Raw genomic sequence first — 18,509 nt, 5'->3', positions numbered from 1 at the left:
AAGAATATGAAAAAAATACTTGTTTTATTACTTTCAGGCGCAATTTTTTTATGTGCATGTAGTCCGAAGGGAGATCATTCATCTCCTTCAAGTACTCCAAAGCCATCAAAGCAATCGCAAGCTTCTTCGGATTCTATTGAGCAAGATGAAAAAGCTTATGCAAGTACTTTGGATAGTCTAAAAAAAGATACATCAGAGGGGCGAGCAAATTTATACGCATTTTATGATATTGATGGAAACGGCACTAAAGAATTGCTAACTGGGCACAATTTCAAAGGTCAATATTATTTGGCTGCAATCTATTACTTGAAGCAGGGTGTTTCTACTTATTTATCACAATCTAGAGTTGCTTCGGCAGGCGGAAGCAGAGAGGCCACAACTATTTATACTGATGGAACAGTCTTTTATGCTCAATGGCATTCTCTAAGCCCTGATGCTAAGGGTTATCTTTATCAACTGAGATCTGATAATAGTGGTGTAGATGTGCTAAAAGAAGCAGATTTTCAAATAGCAGGTGTGGATCCAAATTCTGAAAGCGGGCAACATACAGTATTTGGGACAGGATCTAAAAAAGAACTTGATCTATCTTCGTTAAAGTGGAAAGACATAGAAAACTATCAAGCAACGACAAGTGTTGGAAATCAGAAAAAACAAAGTGGTTCGTCTCAATTGGATTTGGAAGCCATCCAAAAAGGAGATTATTCTAGTATTGAAGGCAGATGGAGAAATGGGAAGGGGAGTGAATTAGTATTTGATAAAAATGGCTTGGTTAATAACGACCTAAAATTGGGAAATAATTTTAGAATGATTGATTCTTATTTACAAGGTGGAGTATCCTCTGGAGGTCCGGGTGCAGCCATCTTGTTCATTCCAGCAGGTGTTGATATGTCTGTGACTGCGGACGATCAAACGATAGCAGATGCTTCTGATAAAAAACAAGATCGAATTCTTATAACTCAGAGTGTTGTTGTTAATAACCCTGAGGTTTTCTATTATAGAGAGTAAAGAAAGGAAATTTTATGTCACTTTTCCCAGCTATAAAAGCTTACCTTCCTTATCAAGGTACCAAGTATATTGCTCCAGAAAAAGCAGGAGACCTTTGTGAGGTCATGTTGGATCTGAGAGCTAAGGGCCAAGCGGCTCGTAAAGAATTCATAGATCTAGTCAAAGATTTTCAGCCTCTTTATCCGAATTTAAGCTTGAAGCGAGCCAGCCAGTGGATGAACCAAGCCCAAATCCTGCGACCCCATTTTTGGAATTATCTTAAAGGCTATGGGGAAATCACAGAACCTATGTTCGCCCTGCGTTTGTATGGAAATGCAGATGATTTTGGGGTATCGCTCGAAGTTAGCTTTATGGAGCGAAAGAAAGACGAAGATAGTCTCTCAAAGCAAAATCGAATCTTGCAAGTTCCTATTGATAACCCCGTTTATTATTTTGCTCAGATAGATGGTGTGAGTCAGCGCTTTGAAGGCACAGAAGATAATCGCAGGTTACTTATGAAACAGGTCCAAGAAGGTCAGGTTCGTAAGGTTTTAGTCAAATACGATGTTAATCTATCTGGGGCTAATTCTAGAGAAGAAGTCTTGTCTAATTTACAAGAAGCAATGACTGCCCTGATTCCATTTTATGAAGCAACAAGGCCTCTATGATTACGTTCTCAAAAGGAAACTTATTTTCTGGAACTATTGACAAAAGGCTTAGAATCATATAGAATAGTAAAGTATGTTTAGTAACTGATCACAACTAGCCGGCTAAACGAATACAAGAATCTAAGAGGAGGTATTCATCGTGAAACGTACTTATCAACCAAGTAAAATCCGTCGCGCGCGTAAACACGGTTTCCGTAATCGTATGTCTACTAAAAACGGTCGTCGCGTACTGGCAGCTCGTCGTCGTAAAGGACGCAAAGTTTTGGCTGCTTAATCAAAACGATTATAACAAGAAAAATCAGTGGAAACTCGAGACCACTGGTTTTTTCTATTGTGCTGATAAAGAGTTTATAAATAAAATAAGACCAGATCGAAGATGAAATCGTTCTGGTCTTTGATATATAAACTAGCTTATCACTTCAGTAAAAAAGGATATAGATAGCAAAGTATGGTGAAACTAATCATAGCATAAAGGATACCGATGCGAATGGCTTGGATAGGTTTATACAGTCGAATCAAGATGAGCAAGCACCACACCAATAAGACAAGGACAAACCAGCCAGAAAGCAATCGTAGAGGGGTTGGTCCATAAAGGTAAATATAGACACCAAATAATTTCCATCCTGCAAGTAAGGTCAGCAAGGTGGCAAATATAAAGAGCAGAGTGGTTGCTAACCGTGTACCTATCTGATCCCAGAGCGGTTTTTTAGAGATGAGATAAAAAGCTCCTAAAACAGCAAAATTAAGAAGAGAAACTCTAACTAGTTGCCAGAATCCAGTGACCGCAATGGAAGACGCACTTTGGGGAGAAATGGCTTCTGTAACAGTTCCAGCGCTTAGAAGATTTCCTAGCTCGCTTAGACCGGTTGTGAAAAAAAGGATATAGGTTACAAGTAAGCTTCCAATGACAATATATGCTGCAAAGTTAGGAATAGCCCTTAGTGGCTGAACTTTTTCTTGGAATACTTGGTAATTAAAAGTAGACGTTCTTTCGCTGAGCAAGCTACCCACAATGAGTCCATATAAGTAGAGACTGACTGGAATAGCAAGAAATAGCTGTGCTAGTATAGTAGCTATATCAATTTTGGAAAAAAGTGAGTCAAAGAAGGCCTGACTAAAATCGGACAATTGTATGAAGAGATTTGCAAAATTACCTGAGACCTGACTTAGCTGAGTCCAAACAAAGTAAACCAGAACTCCTGAAGCCAAAAGACTACCTATTAGGATGACAAAATGTTGGAAGTTCTTTGGATAGCTGTCATTTGTCTTTTCAGAGCTTTCCTCCTCATGGAGAAAGACGATGCAAGAAGCCATGAAATTTTTAAAGGGCAGAGTGTAGAAAGCTTGAACCATATCAAACCAAACCATAATCCCTAAGCGCCCCTGACTTAGCCAACCTGTACGGGACAGGACGTAGAAGGCAAAAGAGAGGTGTATAGCTAAAAATTGGAAAAAATCTAGTTGCTGATGTGCCCCCCAAATACTTAAAGCCATGGCTTGAGCAATGGTCAGAGTGAAAAAAACTCTCGTCTCTAATTTTTTGGCGCCTTCTTTTAATGGGATAGACGTTGTATGTAATTTCTTGATTAAAAACTCAGTCGAAAGTAAAAGACCGATTGTGACTGGGAGAGAGTAAATTGTTTTAAGCTGTACCAGGATAGCAGTGTAAAAATAAGCTACCAGGTAGAAAACAATAGTCCCAATTTTAAAGATTTTTATTTGAGCGTCATCTAAAGGGCTGAAGATCGTCTGTTCTTCTAGATCTTCTAGATCATCTAGATCGTCTAGCTGATAGTCTTGCTCTTCTATCTGTTCTTGTAAAATTCTTTCCATTTTATGCCTCCTCTTTTTCATCTGGAATATATTCTAATATATCGCCGGGTTGGCATTCCAATTCTCGGCAAAGTGCATTGAGAGTTGAAAAGCGAACTGCTTTGGCTCGATTATTTTTCAAAATGGATAGATTGGCTGGTGTTAAATCAATCAGCTCAGCCAAGCGACCGGCACTGATACGTTTTTGTGCCATGACAAGGTCTAAATTTATCTGAATCATATGCCCTCCTAAATTGTGTAGTCTACTTGATCTTGCAGTTCAATAGCTTTGCCAAAAGCATTGCGAATGACACGGATAATTAAAGTTAAAATACTGCAAGAAACGGTCACTAAGAGCATAGGTAGATAGACTGTCAGTCCCATGAACAGTGAAATAAGAGCAACAATTCCAACCTCCCAGCCCAAATATCGGAGATATTGAACATTTTGTTGAATAAAAACTTGGTCCTGTCCGATATAATGAAGGAGTCGATAAAGATGAACAATACAGGTCAAAGCCAGTCCTCCTAAGGCATAACCTAGCAAGAGCAAAATCCAGAATCGGGCCTCGCCTTGAACGAGAGGGGAAGGAAATACGATAATAAGATTTACAATCCAAGGACCTAGGAAGATTAAGATAGTAGAAGCAATAAATAAAAGGCTAATACTGATTTTTGTGAGATTGATGCTCCAATCTTCAGCAGTCTTTTTTGTTTTGGTAGTCATAATATCCTCCGACAAATATTTTAGTTCTTAGTAACTATAACACAAAAATTATCGATAATCAATAAGATTCTATCGAAAAATAACAAAAAGTTATCGATTAAAGATCAGAAACTGCAAGTTTAAAAGTTTTAAAGACAGATTCGGATGGCTGTTGAATGGCAGCTATCTTATTTTTCTGCTTTGAAGAGACTTCTGATTTTTTAGGTCATTTTTGGTATAATAAAGGACAGGAAATACAAGGAAGTAAACCATGAAGATTTTTGACACACACACGCATTTAAATGTGGAAGAATTTGCTGGTCGAGAGGCAGAGGAGCTTCAATTAGCCAAAGAAATGAGTGTTGTTGCACACAATATTGTCGGTTTTGACCGACCGACCATTGAGCGCGCTTTGGAGTTGGCGGACAGCTATGATCAGCTTTATGCTACGATTGGCTGGCATCCGACTGAGGCGGGGACTTATGATGAGGCGGTAGAAGCCTATCTGCTGGATAAGCTTCGTCACCCCAAGGTTGTAGCTCTGGGCGAGATTGGTCTGGACTATCACTGGATGACTGCGCCTAAGGATGTTCAGGAGCGGGTTTTTCGACGCCAAATCCAGCTCTCCCAAGAGCTGAACCTGCCCTTTGTCGTTCACACACGTGACGCATTGGATGACACCTATGAGATTATCAAGAGTGAAGGTGTCGGACCTAGAGGTGGTATCATGCACTCTTATTCAGGTTCTTTGGAAATGGCAGAGCGCTTTATCGAGCTAGGAATGATGATTTCCTTTTCTGGAGTCGTCACCTTTAAAAAAGCGACAGATATTCAGGAGGCTGCTCAGCACCTGCCTTTGGACAAAATCCTCGTTGAGACGGATGCACCTTATCTGGCGCCGGTTCCCAAACGTGGTCGAGAAAACAAAACAGCCTATACCCGCTATGTGGTAGAGAAAATTGCTGAACTTCGTGGGCTGACTGTCGAAGAAGTAGCGCAGGCGACCTATGATAATGCAAAGAAGGTGTTTGGGCTTGACTGAGAAGATAAAAATCCCTCAGGTGATTGTCGTTGAGGGCAAGGATGACACAGCCAATCTGCAACGATTTTACCAAGTTGACACTTACGAGACGAGAGGTTCCGCTATCAATGAAGAAGACCTGGAACGGATTGAGAAACTGCACCAGCTGCGAGGTGTGATTGTCTTTACCGATCCAGACTACAATGGTGAGCGCATTCGTCGAATAATTATGGAGGCTGTGCCAACTGCTCAGCATGCCTTTCTCCGTCGAGATGAGGCGACTCCTAAGTCTAAGAACAAAGGTCGGTCGCTCGGAGTCGAGCACGCTTCATTTGAGGACTTACAACAGGCATTGGCTGGTCTAGTCGGATATTTCGATGATGAGGATAGTTTTGACATCACCAAAAGTGACCTCGTACGACTAGGGCTGCTTATGGGAAGTGACAGCCGTCAGCGTCGAGAGTATCTGGGTGAGCGACTCCGTATCGGCTACTCTAATGGTAAGCAACTGCTTAAACGCTTGGAGTTGTTTGGGGTGACCTTGGCGGAAGTGGAAGAAACCATGCGTAAGTATTCAAACTAACGGAGTCAGAAATGAAAAAAGTAATTATTACAGGTGGCAATAGTGGTATTGGCTATCAGGCTGCTAAACAGTTGGCTGAAAAGGGCTGGTCAGTGACTCTATTTTGCCGGCGAAAAGAAGCGGCTGAGCAAGCCTGTGAAAAAATCCGCCAACAAACAGGAAATCCGCATGTAGATTATATCTTGGCTGATTTATCTGATTTGGAGAGTATCAGGAAAGCAGTAGAACAGTATATCCAAAAGGAAGACGCTCTAGACGTCCTGATTAACAATGCAGCTGACTTTGATTTGTCAGTCAAAAAGCCAATCCTGACTAGGGAGGGATTGGAAAAGCAATTTGCGACCAATGTGGTTGCTCCCTTTTTACTTTCTGTCTTGTTGAGAGGCTTGTTAGAAAAGTCTGAGAGTGGTCGGATTATTAATATTTCTTCCCAAGGGCTGATGCTTTATCCTTTCATGAAGCTTGATTTTGAAAATTTATCTGGTCAAAAACATTACAGCCCTGCTAAGACTTATTATCAAAATAAACTGGCCTTGTTGATGCTGTCGCTTTATATGCGGAAACATTGGAAAGACATCAAGGTGCAGGCAATCCGTGTGACCAATGTCAAAGTAGATATGAACCGCTATGATCACCTCAGCGCTTTTATGAAAAATCTGTATAAAATTAAGTCAAAATTTTCGATTAGTCCTGAAGAAATGGCGAAAGTCTATACAGCCTTATCTACAGAAGATGGTTATGAGGGCTTTTTGTATGACGAGAAATGCAGAGAAGTAAAGGCTAACGCATTTGCTTACAAGGAAGAAGAGCAGAAAAAATTTTGCACTTTGCTTGAGCAAATGACCTGCGTAAAGGATAACGTATAAAGAATTAAAAAATAAAGTCCATAAGGAGAAATAGCATTGGCTTGGTTTAATTTTGGGAAGAAAAAAGAAAAAATAGAATCTGCAACAGAAGTTGTAAAAGAGAAAATTGAGACAAGTGCTTGCTTGGGAGTGTTTGACTTCTTTACGCTTGGGAAATCTGATCAGGTACTGATCTTGGGCCGATTGAAAGGAAACTTAAAGTTAGGCGACCGTCTGCAAGTATGCAATCCTGGCGAAAGCTTTGAGTCTTTTGGCGAGCTGACGGTTGAAAAATTAAGCACTGGAAAAGAAGATTCTAACTTCTTGACAGACGAGCCCCTTGCCCATATTGTTGTAGCTGCATCTGAGGTCGCAGGTCGACTTAAAAAGGGGAGTGTTCTCTACACGTCCAATATAGATGAGCGCCAGCTTTTATCTAGTTATACAGATGCCCTTTATACATCTTTTGTGGAAATGCAGAATGGAGATATGAGCAATGAAGACTATCTGCGAGCTAGTTTGGAAGATAGTGTTGAAATTTTGCGTTTGTTCTTATGGGATTGTAGAGAAAATCGACAAAATGGGAGTGAAGAAGAATATCAAAAAAATCTGGCTAAAATTGCCCATCTTGAGGAAGTTGTCAGAGATAAGTTGCTTGAAGCAGATGAGGTCTATGTGATTTATTCGCAATTAACAGGAGAGCCCTATATGTTTTCAAAGACATATGACAGAGGGGATGATGGCTACCTGTGTACAGATCCTTTGATTCACCTCTCAACTTCTCGTTGGTACCATCATTACAAAGAAACATTTGACAGTCAGCCAAATACCCAAGTGAGACGGATTGAAAATACAGAGGACAAGGAAGCTATTAAAAACTTCTTGGGTTCCGCTTTTTACCTTAATGGTGCGCTAGGAATTATCATGAATTCAGATGATGTGTGCATCAAGGCTCAAAACTTGGTAGAAAAACCTGATTTTTCAAATCTACCTGAGATCCAGGTGCCTGTCATGAATCCTGATGTAGTGAGATGGTTACTTTTACTTGGACAGCTAGGCAAGCCTGACACTGAAGACAAACAGCTGGTAGACAGGCTTTATTATGGCTTCCTATCAAAGGCAGTGCCTAAGGCTAAATTCCTCATTCCGGTGCGAAGAGGTGAGAATTTCCCTGAAGCGAGCGATGAAGCAAAGGAAGTAATGTTAGAAAGAGGGGCTAGTCTAGACTTACCAGTTCGAGAAGGAAAAGACGGCCGACAAGCTATCTCTCTCTTTACAGACTGGAAACGTCTGAGGATGGTTTTTGATGAAGAATGGAATGGTATGATTGAGCCGGCAGGAAATATGATTGCTATGTTTGACTATATTGTCAATGGAACAGAGTATCTCAAAGCAGGCTGTTACATCAGTCAAGATTCTTTCAAAGAGATGGAAAAAATAAGTGCTGAGTTAAATGATGCTCCAAAGCAGTAGAAGAGGTAAATATGAAGATTATAGTTGATAGAGTCTCGGTTAGTGCAGGAGATGATACTGTTCCGCATAAGACAGAATATGAAGTTCCTGAAGAAATGACGGTAGGAGCTTTCTTTGCTTTTCTTGAAGAAGATAGATATCTCCCTCTTGTTCAAGGAAATGATGTTGCATGGGAACTTCGCAATATCAATGGGGAGCAGGGAGCCTACTTTACAAAAACAAAAGAGACGCTTCAAGCAGATGCCTTGTTAAAAACAATGATTGAAGAGGCAAATGGTGATAGCCGATTTGAGCTAATTTACCATTCTACACCTGAAAATTATTTAAAAAGAAAAGAGAATAGATGAGAATTGCAGATTATAGTGTTACCCGTGCCATTCTGGAGCGTCACGGTTTCACCTTTAAAAAATCCTTCGGTCAGAATTTCCTGACTGACACCAACATCCTCCAGAAGATTGTGGATACGGCTGAGATTGACAAAAAGGTCAATGTCATTGAAATTGGTCCTGGTATTGGGGCTTTGACGGAGTTTTTGGCAGAAAATGCTGCGGAAGTCATGGCCTTTGAGATTGATGATCGTCTAGTGCCCATTTTAGCGGATACTTTGCGCGATTTTGACAATGTGACAGTGGTCAATCAGGATATTCTTAAGGTTGATTTGGCCCAGTACATAGCTGAGTTTAAGAATCCAGACCTACCCATCAAGGTGGTGGCGAATCTTCCCTACTACATCACGACGCCGATTCTTATGCACTTGATTGAGAGCGGAATTCCTTTTAGTGAGTTTGTTGTTATGATGCAAAAAGAAGTAGCAGATCGGATTTCGGCTCAGCCGAATACCAAGGCCTACGGTAGTTTGTCGATTGCGGTCCAGTATTACATGACGGCCAAGGTAGCCTTTATTGTGCCACGGACAGTCTTTGTGCCTGCTCCAAATGTGGATTCGGCAATTCTCAAGATGGTGCGCAGAGAGCAACCGGCAGTTGAGGTTCAGGACGAGAAATTCTTTTTCAAGGTCACCAAGGCTAGCTTTGTTCATCGCAGGAAAACTCTCTGGAATAATCTGACCAGTTATTTCGGTAAGTTTGAAGAAGTCAAGACCAAGCTTGAAAGAGCTTTAGAAAAAGCCGATCTTGCGGCCAATGTTCGAGGAGAAGCGCTAGACTTGGCAGCTTTTGCCCGCTTGAGTGACGCTTTAAAGTCTGAGGGACTATAAAAAAAGAAGACTTGCTCTCTGGTAGCTGGTCTTCTATTTTATTAATGAGGTATACATGAAAGTGAAATATCTATCTTTGTTTTCTGGACTACTCTGGATGTCGCAGTCTTTGCTCCATTTTTTGCTGATGCTAGGCCTGCCTCTGGGACGTTTGGTCTTTGGTGGTGCTTTTGTAGTGTTTCCTTTATGGTTGCGGCCGGTTAACTTCCTGCTGTTCTCATTGTGGGCTTTCTTTAGTTTTAGTTATCTAGCTTTTGGTGGCTGGTTGAAAAGTGGCTTGAGGTCTTCATTTTTTAGGAAAGTCATTTTAGTTGGAACTATTTTTCTATTTTTGGCTACGGTTTTCAATTTCTTTATCAGTGCGAGTCCATTAGAGAAATATTTAACTGGAGGCCTGACCTTTCTAGCTTTTCTATGCAGTAGCCTTCTTCTCCATAATAAGAAAAAATCCTATCATGATTGATAGGATTGCTTTTGATGCGGAGGAAGGGATTTGAACCCTCACACCCGTACGGGCACATGCGCCTGAAGCATGCGTGTCTGCCGTTCCACCACCTCCGCTTGTTCTCTATTATAACATATTTTTTTAAAAATCCAAGAAAAAATGGCCAGATTAGACAGTGCCATCCATAGAAGCAAATGAGGCTGGAAATTCTTATTCCAGCCTCTAGGTATGATGAGTCACAAATAAAAGTTGAAGAATCTTTCTCTACCCTCGCTTGCTATTTTTTTATTATTTATTCTACAATTTGCGGATAGAGGGTTTCTTGTTCTTTGGATGTATCTTTCAAGATGAAGATAGCCCATAAGAGAGCTAAAATGAAGACAACCAAGCCAGGAACTCCTCCCTCAGGTCCGAATTGTCCACCTGTGATAAGTGTACGATTGGAAGTTGTAAAGTACATCAAGGAAGACTCGCTGTCAAATCCACTGACATGGAAACCATAAACGTTACCCATGATGAAGTTCCAAGCGAAGTGGAAGCCACAAGGTCCCCAGATATTTCCGCGCTTCAGAGCGTAAACGGCTGTGAAAAGGCCAAAAACGAATAGGTGGACAGTTGAGAGCCAAGAAGCACCATTGTTATCCAAATGGAAATAAGAGAACATGGTAGAAGCAATCAAAATGGCTAAGTAGGTGTTTTTATGATAGGAAATAATGGGAATCAACCATCCGCGAATGTAAATCTCTTCTGCAGCTGTTTGGAATATATAGCCGATGAGAACTAAAATCCAAGAAACGAGAAAAGGCAGACTAAATTGGATCCGGTCAAACTTAGCATCTCCTGTAATGAAGAAGACGATTAAGACGGTCGTAATCATGATGGCACCCACCAACACACCTTTAGCGAATTCGGGAAGGCCATTTCCTCTAGAGAATCCCATGGTTCGTATTGGTCGTTTTTCAATGAATTTGACCCAAAGGAAGAAGGCGATAATGGTGTAGAGGAAGGACCAAAGGTCCAAAATATTCCACCAGTCAGGAATCCAACTTTGCTTGTCTAAGAAAAAGTTAGTTGAAGCCCTACTGATCGGAGACATATATTGGGTAATATAGTAAAGGATGAATGGAGCTAAAAACCAAGGAGTCAAAAACTTCCCTTTTTTGACATTGGAAATGAGCGGGTTGCTCTTTGAGAGAAATGAAAGGCTCATAAATAACCTCCTTATAGCTAGCATGAACCATTAAAGAAGTCAGAGACTTGCTTCTTGATGAAGAAGCTTCTGCTTCACTGGAATTCCAGTAGTAACCAGATGGACAAGTGCCTTGTGATTGTCACCTTCCCTTCTAATTGTACTTGTCCCATTCCTCACACGAGGCATATAGATGTTTGTTATTTACCTCTTTATTATAAAACTTTCAGAAAACGTTTACAACATTCTGTCCTTGTTTATATAGAAAATCTTACAACTAAATAATTTGTGGCTTTCTTAGTAAACTTGTAAGCTAAATCAAACATTTTTTGTTATAATGGGTGTACTAACTTTTAAGGAGTAATCTTGCAAGGTAAAATCATTAAAGCCTTGGCTGGTTTCTATTATGTAGAGTCGGCTGGGCAAATTTATCAAACCAGAGCTAGAGGAAATTTTCGAAAAAAAGGACAGACACCTTATGTTGGTGATGAGGTTGAATTTTCAGCAGAAAAGGACTCAGAAGGTTATATTTTAAAAATAGCAGAGCGTAAAAACAGTCTTGTACGCCCTCCGATTGTGAATATTGACCAGGCGGTTGTTATCATGAGTGCCAAGGAACCAGATTTCAATCCAAATCTCTTGGATCGTTTCTTGGTTCTCTTGGAACATAAGGAGATTCATCCGATTCTCTATATCAGTAAACTGGATTTACTGGATTGTGAAGATGAGCTAGATGAGTTCTTACAAGTCTATCGAACAATTGGCTACGATGCGGTCCAAAGCGTTGAGGAATTGTTGCCTCTTCTAGCGGATAAAATAACTGTTTTTATGGGACAAACAGGAGTTGGGAAATCAACTCTTCTCAATAAGATTGCCCCAGATCTGCAGCTCGAAACAGGAGAGATTTCTGAAAGTCTAGGCCGAGGCCGTCATACGACACGGGCTGTCAGCTTTTACAATCTAAACGGAGGGAAGATTGCCGATACGCCAGGATTTTCGTCATTGGATTACGAGGTGAGTACGGCTGAAGATCTCAATCAAGCTTTTCCTGAGATTGCTGAATTTAGCAAGTCCTGTAAGTTTCGTACTTGTACCCATACCCATGAGCCAAATTGTGCAGTCAAGCCAGCGGTTGAAAGTGGTCAGATAGCAGCTTTTCGCTTTGATAACTATCTGCAATTTCTCAGTGAGATTGAAAATCGAAGAGAAACCTATAAAAAAACAGCTAAGAAAATACCTAAATAGAAAACAGGAGAAAAACTATGACACAATTTAAAATTTCACCATCTATCTTGAGTGCTGATTATGCTAATTTTGAAAGTGAATTGAAAAGACTAGAAGCGGCTGGAGCTGACTATGCTCATATTGACGTAATGGACGGCCACTTTGTTCCTAATATCACCTTTGGAGCGGGTGTTGTAGCTAGCATGCGTCCACATAGCAAATTGGTGTTTGACTGCCATCTGATGGTTACAAATCCTGAAAAGCATATCGAGGATTTCGTTCGTGCTGGAGCAGATATTATCACAATCCATGTCGAAGCAACTCCTCATATCCATGGTGCTCTCCAACAAATTCGCTCAGCAGGAGTAAAAGCAGGTGTTGTAATCAATCCAGGTACTCCGGTTCAAGCGGTTAAGCATGTCTTAGGTTTGGTAGACCAGGTCTTAGTGATGACTGTGAACCCTGGTTTTGGCGGACAAGCCTTTCTACCTGAGACCTTGGTTAAAGTTAGTGAGTTAGCTAGCCTTCGGGAGCAAGAACAATTACAATTTGATATCGAGGTTGATGGTGGTATTGACAATCAAACCATCAAGCAAGCAAAAGTAGCTGGCGCTAACGTCTTTGTAGCAGGTAGCTATGTATTTAAAGGCGATGTCGACCATCAAGTCCAAACCTTGCGGGAAGCATTACATGATTAAGGTTGTTCTAGTTGCTGGAGGTCAATTAGAAGAATTACCCTCAGATGTTGATGTCTGGGTCGGTGTGGATCGAGGCAGTCTCTATTTGATAGAGCAAGGGATTGCCCCAGATTTGGCGGTGGGAGATTTCGACTCTGTATCTCTGCAGGAATTTGAGCTCATTCAAAAGCAAGCTAAAGAGGTCCTATGTGCCCAGCCAGAAAAAGATGATACAGATCTTGAGTTGGCTGTCACTGCTACTTTTGAGCGCTATCCAGACGCAAATGTTACTATTTTTGCTGCTTTTGGAGGCCGTATGGATCATACTCTAGCCAATGTTTTTCTTCCTAGCAACCCAAAGATTGCTCCTTATATGGAACGACTTGCTTTGCAAGATGAACAAAATCTGCTTACCTATCGACCAGCAGGAAAACATTTAATTGAGCCTGTAGAAGGAATGACCTATGTTGCCTTTATGCCAACACAGGATATTGCCTTGACCATTGAAGGGGCCAAGTATCCTTTAAATGAAAAAAACTTTTTCTTTAAAAAAGTCTATGCTTCTAACGAATTTATAGGTAGGCCCATTTCCCTAGTTTTTGATTCTGGGTATGTGGTGATTATGTATAGTAAAGATAGGAAATAAGATGGAGATACTTATCATCATTTTGCTGGTAGCCAATCTTCTTTTGACTTTCTTGCTTTGGCAGAGCCAAACACAGCAAAAGAAGGATGTTCAAGAAATTTTGGAAGCGCAGGCTGACCATTTATCAGATCAGCTTGATTATCGCTTGGAGCAGGAAAGACAAAATTCCTTGCTTCAACAAAAAAATCTAGAGATAGGCTTGGGAGATCGTTTTAGTTCTCTACACACAAGTTTGCATCGGGATTTGACAGATTTACGGGCAGAAATCAGTGATAATTTGACAAAGAATCGCGATAAGACAGATGAACGCATGAAACAGATTCAAGAGTCTAATGAATTACGTCTAGAGCAAATGAGGCAGACAGTCGAAGAAAAATTGGAAAAAACTCTTCAGACTCGCCTTCAAACCTCTTTCGAGTCTGTTTCTAAGCAATTGGAATCGGTCAATCGTGGCTTAGGAGAAATGCGGCATATTGCGCGTGATGTAGGAACTCTTAACAAGGTCCTCTCAAATACTAAAACCCGCGGTATTATGGGCGAGTTACAGTTGGGTCAGATTATCGAAGATATCTTGACTCCAAGTCAGTACGAGCGAGAGTTCGCTACTGTTTCAGGCTCTAGCGAAAGAGTTGAGTATGCAGTCAAGTTGCCAGGCCAAACCGATCAAGACTATGTTTATTTGCCAATTGATTCGAAATTTCCTTTGGCTGATTACTATCGCTTGGAAGATGCTTATGAATCTGGTAATAAAGAAGAAATTGAACTCTATCGCAAGGCCCTGCTAAATAGTGTTAAACGCTTTGCAAAAGACATTCGTAGCAAATATTTAGCACCGCCTGCTACAACCAACTTTGGGATTATGTTTTTACCGACAGAGGGTCTCTATTCAGAAGTTGTCCGCAATCCAGAATTCTTTGATAGTCTTCGCAGAGAAGAGCAGATTGTGGTGGCTGGCCCATCAACCCTATCAGCCCTGCTCAACTCATTATCTGTTGGCTTCAAAACTCTAAATATTCAAAAGAGTGCGGATGATATCAGCAAAGTTCTGGGCAGTGTCAAGCTGGAGTTTAATAAATTTGCTGGTATCCTAGTCAAGGCTCAGAAGCACTTGCAACACGCTTCAGGAAATATTGATGATTTGCTGACGCGCAGAACAAATGCCATTGAGCGAACCTTACGCCAGATTGAATTGTCAGATGAGGATTTGCATATAGACCTGCTTGATGTGCCAGAAGAAAGGGAAAATCATGAAAATTAACCAAATGAAAAAAGATGAATTTTTTGAAGGGTTTTACTTGATTAAATCAGCCGAAGTTCGACAGACGAGGGCAGGAAAGGATTATATCGCCTTTACTTTTCAAGATGATAGCGGAGAGATCGAAGGGAAACTCTGGGATGCCCAGCCCCATAACGTAGCCGAATATACAGCTGGAAAAGTTGTCCATATGCAAGGACGCCGAGAAGTCTACAACAATACTCCTCAGGTTAATCAGTTAGTTCTACGTCTTCCTAGAGCAGGTGAGCCTAACGATCCAGCTGATTTTAAAGAAAAACCTCCAGTGGATCCGAAGGATTTACGAGATTATTTAGCTCAGATGATTTTCAAGATTGAAAATCCGGTTTGGCAACGTGTTGTCCGAGCTCTATACGGTAAGTATGACAAGAAATTTTATTCCTATCCAGCGGCCAAGACCAATCATCACGCTTTTGAATCAGGCTTAGCCTTTCACACGGCGACTATGGTTCGCTTGGCTGATGCGATTGGAGATATCTACCCTCAGCTCAACAAGAGTCTGCTCTTTGCTGGAATTATGTTGCACGATTTAGCAAAAGTAATCGAACTAAGTGGTCCTGATGACACCGAGTACACAGTTCGTGGGAACTTAATTGGCCACATTGCTTTAATTGACGAAGAAATCACAAAAGTTCTTCTAGAGTTGAAAATCGACGACAGTAAGGAAGATGTGATTGTCTTGCGTCATGTCATATTGAGTCACCATGGCTTGCTTGAATATGGAAGTCCAGTTCGTCCAAGGATTATGGAGGCCGAGATCATTCATATGATTGATAACTTGGATGCGGAAATGATGATGATGACAGGTGCCTTAGCTAAGGTAGGAGAAGGAGAAATGACCAGTCGCATTTTTGCTATGGACAATCGTTCCTTCTATAAACCCAATTTAGACTAAAGAAAAAACGAAAAATGAGCATTATATTTGAAATAATGTTCGTTTTTTTGATAGAGTATGTTATAATGAAGAAAAATAACAAGAACGGTGAAAATATGAAACTAAGAAGAAGTGACAGAATGGTGGTAATTTCAAACTATCTTTTAAACCACCCTTATGAACTGACTAGTCTGAATACTTTTGCTGAAAAGTATGAATCAGCTAAATCCTCTATTTCAGAAGATATTGTCATCATCAAACGCGCTTTTGAAGAAATTGAGATTGGATCTATTGAAACAATTACTGGTGCGGGAGGAGGAGTCATCTTTACCCCTTCTATTTCTGATAGAGAGTCTAGAGAAATTGTTGAAGGACTACGAGACCAATTGTCAGAAAGTAGCCGCATTTTACCAGGTGGCTATATCTACCTATCTGATCTCTTGAGCACTCCATCTATTTTAAATAGTATTGGGCGGATTATCGCCAAAGATTTTCGCGATCAAAAAATCGATGCTGTCATGACAGTAGCTACTAAGGGAGTTCCTCTTGCTAATGCCGTGGCCAATACATTAAATGTTCCTTTTGTGATTGTCCGTCGTGATTTAAAAATTACAGAAGGTTCAACTGTTAGCGTTAACTATGTTTCTGGTTCCAGCGATCGGATCGAAAAGATGTTTTTATCAAAGCGTAGCTTGAAAGCAGGTAGCCGAGTTTTGATAGTGGACGACTTCCTTAAGGGAGGCGGTACAATCAATGGGATGATTAGCTTGCTTGCTGAATTCGAATCGGAGTTAGCAGGTGTAGCTGTTTTTGCGGATAACGCTCAGGAAAAGAGAGAACATCTGTCTTATAAATCTTTATTGAAAGTGACCAATATCGATGTAAAAGAAAATAAAATCGATGTTGAAGTCGGAAATATTTTTGATAAATAAGCAGGAAAAGGATTATGAGAAGTATATTTGAGAAATTTGACCGAATTCCAATTTGGGTTCGGATAGGAGTTTTATTACTATTAATAGTGATTTTGATTACTGGCTTGTTTTTTATAAAGCCAAACTACAAAACAAGTCACCAGTCCTCAACAGTTGCTTCATACAGCCGTACGTCTAGTTCCAAAGTTGATTCGTCTAATGAAAAATCTTCTTCAAATCCAGATAAAGCGAAAGCTTTGGATACACGAAGTCTTGCTAATGCAGAAACTCTTGTGAAGGAATTAGAAGCTGAACAGACCGAAGAAAACGTGGCACTTGCACAGGCTGCAGTTGACAAAGTGAAGGATCTAGATGCTAAGGCTAAGTTGCAGGATAGGATTCAGGCAGTTAAAGATACCATAGCTGCAAACCGAGCTGCAAATTCTGTGCAACCACAGATTCAACAGCAACCGGTCTATCAAGCGCCGACAATCCAAACTCCAGCAGCACCTTCAACTGTTGATACTCAAACACAAAATGAAGAAGCCCCTTCTGCTAACACAACTACACAATAAGAGAAGTTCCTAAGAGCTTCTCTTATTTGTATTAGTTCATGATTCACAAAGTAAAAAGAGCAAAAAATGAAGAAACCTATTGACTCGCCAACTGGCCCGTGTTATAATGATAGACGGTACTTTTTACTTTTGGTCTCTCAAAAGTGTACAGAGACGTGCTGACAAATGTTGCAAAAGTACACACAGATGGTAGCTGTCACCAAGTGTACCATCACCAAAATTAAAAAAATACAGGAGAATGTAGATGCCTACAATTAACCAATTGGTTCGCAAACCGCGTAAATCAAAAGTAGAAAAATCTAAATCACCAGCATTGAACGTTGGTTACAATAGTTTGAAACGTGTTCCAACTAACGAAAGTGCACCTCAAAAACGTGGTGTAGCGACTCGTGTCGGAACTATGACGCCTAAAAAACCTAACTCTGCCCTTCGTAAATTTGCTCGTGTACGTTTGAGTAACTTGATCGAAGTAACTGCTTATATCCCAGGTATCGGACACAACTTGCAAGAGCACAGTGTTGTGCTTCTTCGTGGTGGACGTGTAAAAGACCTTCCAGGGGTACGTTACCATATCGTTCGTGGTGCGCTTGATACAGCAGGTGTTACTGATCGTAAACAAGGCCGTTCTAAATACGGTACTAAAAAACCAAAAGCATAAGGAAAGGGGATAAAGAGAAATGAGTCGTAAAAACCGTGCGCCTAAGCGCGAAGTATTGCCAGATCCGCTTTACAATTCAAAATTAGTTACTCGTCTTATCAACCGCGTTATGCTTGATGGTAAACGTGGTACAGCCGCTTCTATTGTATATGGAGCATTCGAGCAAATCAAAGAAGCTACTGGAACTGATGCACTTGAAGTATTTGAAACAGCGATGGAAAACATCATGCCTGTTCTTGAAGTACGTGCTCGCCGTGTTGGTGGATCTAACTACCAAGTACCGGTTGAAGTTCGTCCAGAACGTCGTACAACATTGGGACTTCGTTGGTTGGTAACAATCGCTCGCCTTCGTGGTGAACACACAATGCAAGACCGTCTTGCAAAAGAAATCATGGATGCTGCTAACAACACTGGTGCAGCTGTTAAGAAACGCGAAGATACTCACCGTATGGCTGAAGCCAACCGTGCCTTCGCACACTTCCGTTGGTAAGAATAAGATACTGAGGGCGTTAAAAAAGCGACTGAAAATTAGGAAGCTTGACGCAGAATCAAAGATTCTAGGAAAGCTTATCTATTTTCCAAGCTTTTAGCCCGAGTTCAATTATGATGCTAGGAACGGTAAGGATGCAAGGTGAAAATAGGAAACTGACGCAGTATTCGACGAATACAAGGAAGTTTATCTTTTTCACACAGCATCCCGTTCCGGCTC

Annotated in this window: 23 protein-coding genes and 1 tRNA gene; 19 read left to right on the top strand and 5 right to left on the bottom strand. The window is 40.8% G+C overall.

Going from position 1 to position 18,509, the window contains the following annotated elements; all coding sequences use genetic code 11:
- The first annotated feature begins 6 nt into the window (after positions 1-6).
- From O3640_RS02190 to rpmH, 3 genes are all read left to right on the top strand, one after another.
- A complete protein-coding gene (locus O3640_RS02190) occupies positions 7-1,005 on the top strand; it encodes a DUF6287 domain-containing protein (RefSeq protein ID WP_045772692.1) in 999 nt (332 codons plus the stop codon).
- Between the two features lie 14 nt (positions 1,006-1,019).
- Positions 1,020-1,652 (top strand): hypothetical protein, encoded by a 633-nt coding sequence (locus O3640_RS02185; protein WP_045772693.1) that lies wholly within the window; start codon positions 1,020-1,022, stop codon positions 1,650-1,652.
- A 139-nt stretch (positions 1,653-1,791) separates the two neighbouring features.
- A complete protein-coding gene (gene rpmH / locus O3640_RS02180; RefSeq protein WP_000831902.1) occupies positions 1,792-1,926 on the top strand; it encodes a 50S ribosomal protein L34 in 135 nt (44 codons plus the stop codon).
- Positions 1,927-2,066: 140 nt separating this feature from the next.
- Here the strand turns inward: rpmH and O3640_RS02175 are convergent, their stop codons facing one another.
- From O3640_RS02175 to O3640_RS02165, 3 genes are read right to left on the bottom strand one after another with little or no spacing between them, the layout of a single operon-like run.
- Positions 2,067-3,485 (bottom strand): DUF4153 domain-containing protein, encoded by a 1,419-nt coding sequence (locus O3640_RS02175; protein ID WP_045772694.1) that lies wholly within the window; start codon positions 3,483-3,485, stop codon positions 2,067-2,069.
- Position 3,486: 1 nt separating this feature from the next.
- Positions 3,487-3,705, bottom strand: a complete 219-nt coding sequence (locus O3640_RS02170) for a helix-turn-helix transcriptional regulator (protein ID WP_045634443.1) — start codon at positions 3,703-3,705, stop codon at positions 3,487-3,489.
- Positions 3,706-3,713: 8 nt separating this feature from the next.
- Positions 3,714-4,190: a DUF2975 domain-containing protein gene (locus tag O3640_RS02165; protein WP_008808209.1), complete on the bottom strand. Its 477-nt coding sequence runs from the start codon at positions 4,188-4,190 to the stop codon at positions 3,714-3,716.
- 250 nt (positions 4,191-4,440) lie between these two features.
- Here O3640_RS02165 and O3640_RS02160 point away from each other — a divergent pair, with 250 nt between their 5' ends.
- The 7 genes from O3640_RS02160 to O3640_RS02130 are packed head-to-tail and all read left to right on the top strand — an operon-like array spanning position 4,441 to position 9,770.
- Positions 4,441-5,211 carry a TatD family hydrolase gene (locus O3640_RS02160; RefSeq protein ID WP_096754857.1) on the top strand — a complete coding sequence of 257 codons (771 nt, stop codon included), beginning with the start codon at positions 4,441-4,443 and terminating at the stop codon, positions 5,209-5,211.
- Entirely contained in the window at positions 5,204-5,773 is a 570-nt protein-coding gene (gene rnmV, locus O3640_RS02155) for a ribonuclease M5 (protein ID WP_368736223.1), read from the top strand. Before O3640_RS02160 ends, rnmV begins: the two co-directional genes overlap by 8 nt.
- An 11-nt stretch (positions 5,774-5,784) precedes the next feature.
- Positions 5,785-6,639 carry an SDR family NAD(P)-dependent oxidoreductase gene (locus O3640_RS02150; protein WP_061599816.1) on the top strand — a complete coding sequence of 285 codons (855 nt, stop codon included), beginning with the start codon at positions 5,785-5,787 and terminating at the stop codon, positions 6,637-6,639.
- A 36-nt stretch (positions 6,640-6,675) separates the two neighbouring features.
- Positions 6,676-8,091, top strand: coding sequence for an SseB family protein (locus O3640_RS02145; RefSeq protein WP_371586564.1), 1,416 nt, complete (start codon positions 6,676-6,678; stop codon positions 8,089-8,091).
- An 11-nt stretch (positions 8,092-8,102) separates the two neighbouring features.
- Positions 8,103-8,438 (top strand): hypothetical protein, encoded by a 336-nt coding sequence (locus tag O3640_RS02140; protein WP_371586563.1) that lies wholly within the window; start codon positions 8,103-8,105, stop codon positions 8,436-8,438.
- Complete coding sequence (gene rsmA, locus O3640_RS02135) at positions 8,435-9,307, top strand: 16S rRNA (adenine(1518)-N(6)/adenine(1519)-N(6))-dimethyltransferase RsmA (RefSeq protein ID WP_371586561.1); 873 nt, start codon at positions 8,435-8,437, stop codon at positions 9,305-9,307. The genes O3640_RS02140 and rsmA overlap by 4 nt, the downstream gene beginning before the upstream one ends.
- Positions 9,308-9,362: 55 nt before the next feature.
- Positions 9,363-9,770 carry a hypothetical protein gene (locus O3640_RS02130; protein WP_371586560.1) on the top strand — a complete coding sequence of 136 codons (408 nt, stop codon included), beginning with the start codon at positions 9,363-9,365 and terminating at the stop codon, positions 9,768-9,770.
- Between the two features lie 15 nt (positions 9,771-9,785).
- On the opposite strand, the gene O3640_RS02125 is transcribed toward O3640_RS02130, so the two are convergent.
- Both O3640_RS02125 and O3640_RS02120 read right to left on the bottom strand, forming a co-directional pair.
- Positions 9,786-9,868: transfer RNA gene (locus tag O3640_RS02125), tRNA-Leu, on the bottom strand.
- A 176-nt stretch (positions 9,869-10,044) separates the two neighbouring features.
- Complete coding sequence (locus O3640_RS02120) at positions 10,045-10,962, bottom strand: CPBP family intramembrane glutamic endopeptidase (protein ID WP_045772702.1); 918 nt, start codon at positions 10,960-10,962, stop codon at positions 10,045-10,047.
- A gap of 345 nt (positions 10,963-11,307) precedes the next feature.
- On the opposite strand from O3640_RS02120, the gene rsgA reads away from it, so the two are divergent.
- The 9 genes from rsgA to rpsG all read left to right on the top strand — a co-directional run bounded on the left by rsgA (position 11,308) and on the right by rpsG (position 18,290).
- Positions 11,308-12,186: a ribosome small subunit-dependent GTPase A gene (gene rsgA / locus O3640_RS02115; protein ID WP_227955204.1), complete on the top strand. Its 879-nt coding sequence runs from the start codon at positions 11,308-11,310 to the stop codon at positions 12,184-12,186.
- 17 nt (positions 12,187-12,203) lie between these two features.
- Positions 12,204-12,863 (top strand): ribulose-phosphate 3-epimerase, encoded by a 660-nt coding sequence (rpe, locus tag O3640_RS02110; protein WP_227955206.1) that lies wholly within the window; start codon positions 12,204-12,206, stop codon positions 12,861-12,863.
- Positions 12,856-13,488: a thiamine diphosphokinase gene (locus O3640_RS02105; RefSeq protein WP_227955209.1), complete on the top strand. Its 633-nt coding sequence runs from the start codon at positions 12,856-12,858 to the stop codon at positions 13,486-13,488. Before rpe ends, O3640_RS02105 begins: the two co-directional genes overlap by 8 nt.
- 1 nt (position 13,489) lies before the next feature.
- Positions 13,490-14,746 carry a DNA recombination protein RmuC gene (locus O3640_RS02100; RefSeq protein ID WP_268723064.1) on the top strand — a complete coding sequence of 419 codons (1,257 nt, stop codon included), beginning with the start codon at positions 13,490-13,492 and terminating at the stop codon, positions 14,744-14,746.
- Positions 14,736-15,677 (top strand): 3'-5' exoribonuclease YhaM family protein, encoded by a 942-nt coding sequence (locus O3640_RS02095; RefSeq protein WP_195321530.1) that lies wholly within the window; start codon positions 14,736-14,738, stop codon positions 15,675-15,677. Before O3640_RS02100 ends, O3640_RS02095 begins: the two co-directional genes overlap by 11 nt.
- Before the next feature lie 95 nt (positions 15,678-15,772).
- Positions 15,773-16,588, top strand: coding sequence for a pur operon repressor (gene purR / locus O3640_RS02090; RefSeq protein ID WP_195321540.1), 816 nt, complete (start codon positions 15,773-15,775; stop codon positions 16,586-16,588).
- 14 nt (positions 16,589-16,602) lie between these two features.
- Positions 16,603-17,142: a hypothetical protein gene (locus O3640_RS02085; protein WP_045772708.1), complete on the top strand. Its 540-nt coding sequence runs from the start codon at positions 16,603-16,605 to the stop codon at positions 17,140-17,142.
- A gap of 244 nt (positions 17,143-17,386) precedes the next feature.
- Positions 17,387-17,800 carry a 30S ribosomal protein S12 gene (rpsL, locus tag O3640_RS02080; protein ID WP_008808225.1) on the top strand — a complete coding sequence of 138 codons (414 nt, stop codon included), beginning with the start codon at positions 17,387-17,389 and terminating at the stop codon, positions 17,798-17,800.
- Positions 17,801-17,819: 19 nt separating this feature from the next.
- Positions 17,820-18,290 (top strand): 30S ribosomal protein S7, encoded by a 471-nt coding sequence (gene rpsG / locus O3640_RS02075; protein WP_008808226.1) that lies wholly within the window; start codon positions 17,820-17,822, stop codon positions 18,288-18,290.
- Positions 18,291-18,509 lie beyond the last annotated feature (219 nt).

Source organism: Streptococcus sp. 27098_8_75 (assembly GCF_041432475.1).
GTDB classification, from domain to species: domain Bacteria; phylum Bacillota; class Bacilli; order Lactobacillales; family Streptococcaceae; genus Streptococcus; species Streptococcus gordonii.
The sequence above is the reverse complement of the archived record's forward strand: the minus strand, read 5'-3'. Positions and strand labels throughout refer to the sequence as shown.